The organism is Pseudoxanthomonas beigongshangi (genome assembly GCF_016820515.1).
In the GTDB taxonomy this organism is placed as follows: Bacteria; Pseudomonadota; Gammaproteobacteria; order Xanthomonadales; family Xanthomonadaceae; genus Pseudoxanthomonas_A; species Pseudoxanthomonas_A beigongshangi.
The window spans coordinates 1-336 of the sequence record NZ_JADHDV010000067.1; the positions used below are offsets into that span (position 1 = coordinate 1).

Sequence of the window (336 nt, forward strand, 5' to 3'; positions counted from 1 at the left end):
TGGTACGCCCCCGATTCCGTAGACACCTGATAGTGTCTTTTGAGGATCGGAGGATCTATGGCGAGCAAGCGATTCACAGACGAGTTCAAGGCCGAGGCGGTCAAGCAGGTCAGCGAGCGTGGTTACCCCGTCACTGAAGTTGCCGATCGGCTTGGCGTGTCATCGCACAGCCTCTACGGTTGGCTGCGCGAGCGCGGGATCAGCCGCGAAGTACGCAAGGCCAAGAAGAGCGTTGACCTAGTCCAGGAGAACGCCCGGCTGCGTGCCGAGTTGCGTCGCGCCGAAGAGGAGCGCGACATTTTAAAAAAGGCCGCCGCGTACTTTGCCAAGGGGTAA

1 pseudogene is annotated in these 336 nt (G+C 59.8%); it reads left to right on the plus strand.

Annotation, left to right across the window (positions count from 1 at the left end):
• Positions 1–57: 57 nt before the first annotated feature.
• Positions 58–336, plus strand: a pseudogene (locus IQ458_RS19475) (transposase); the annotation flags it as partial.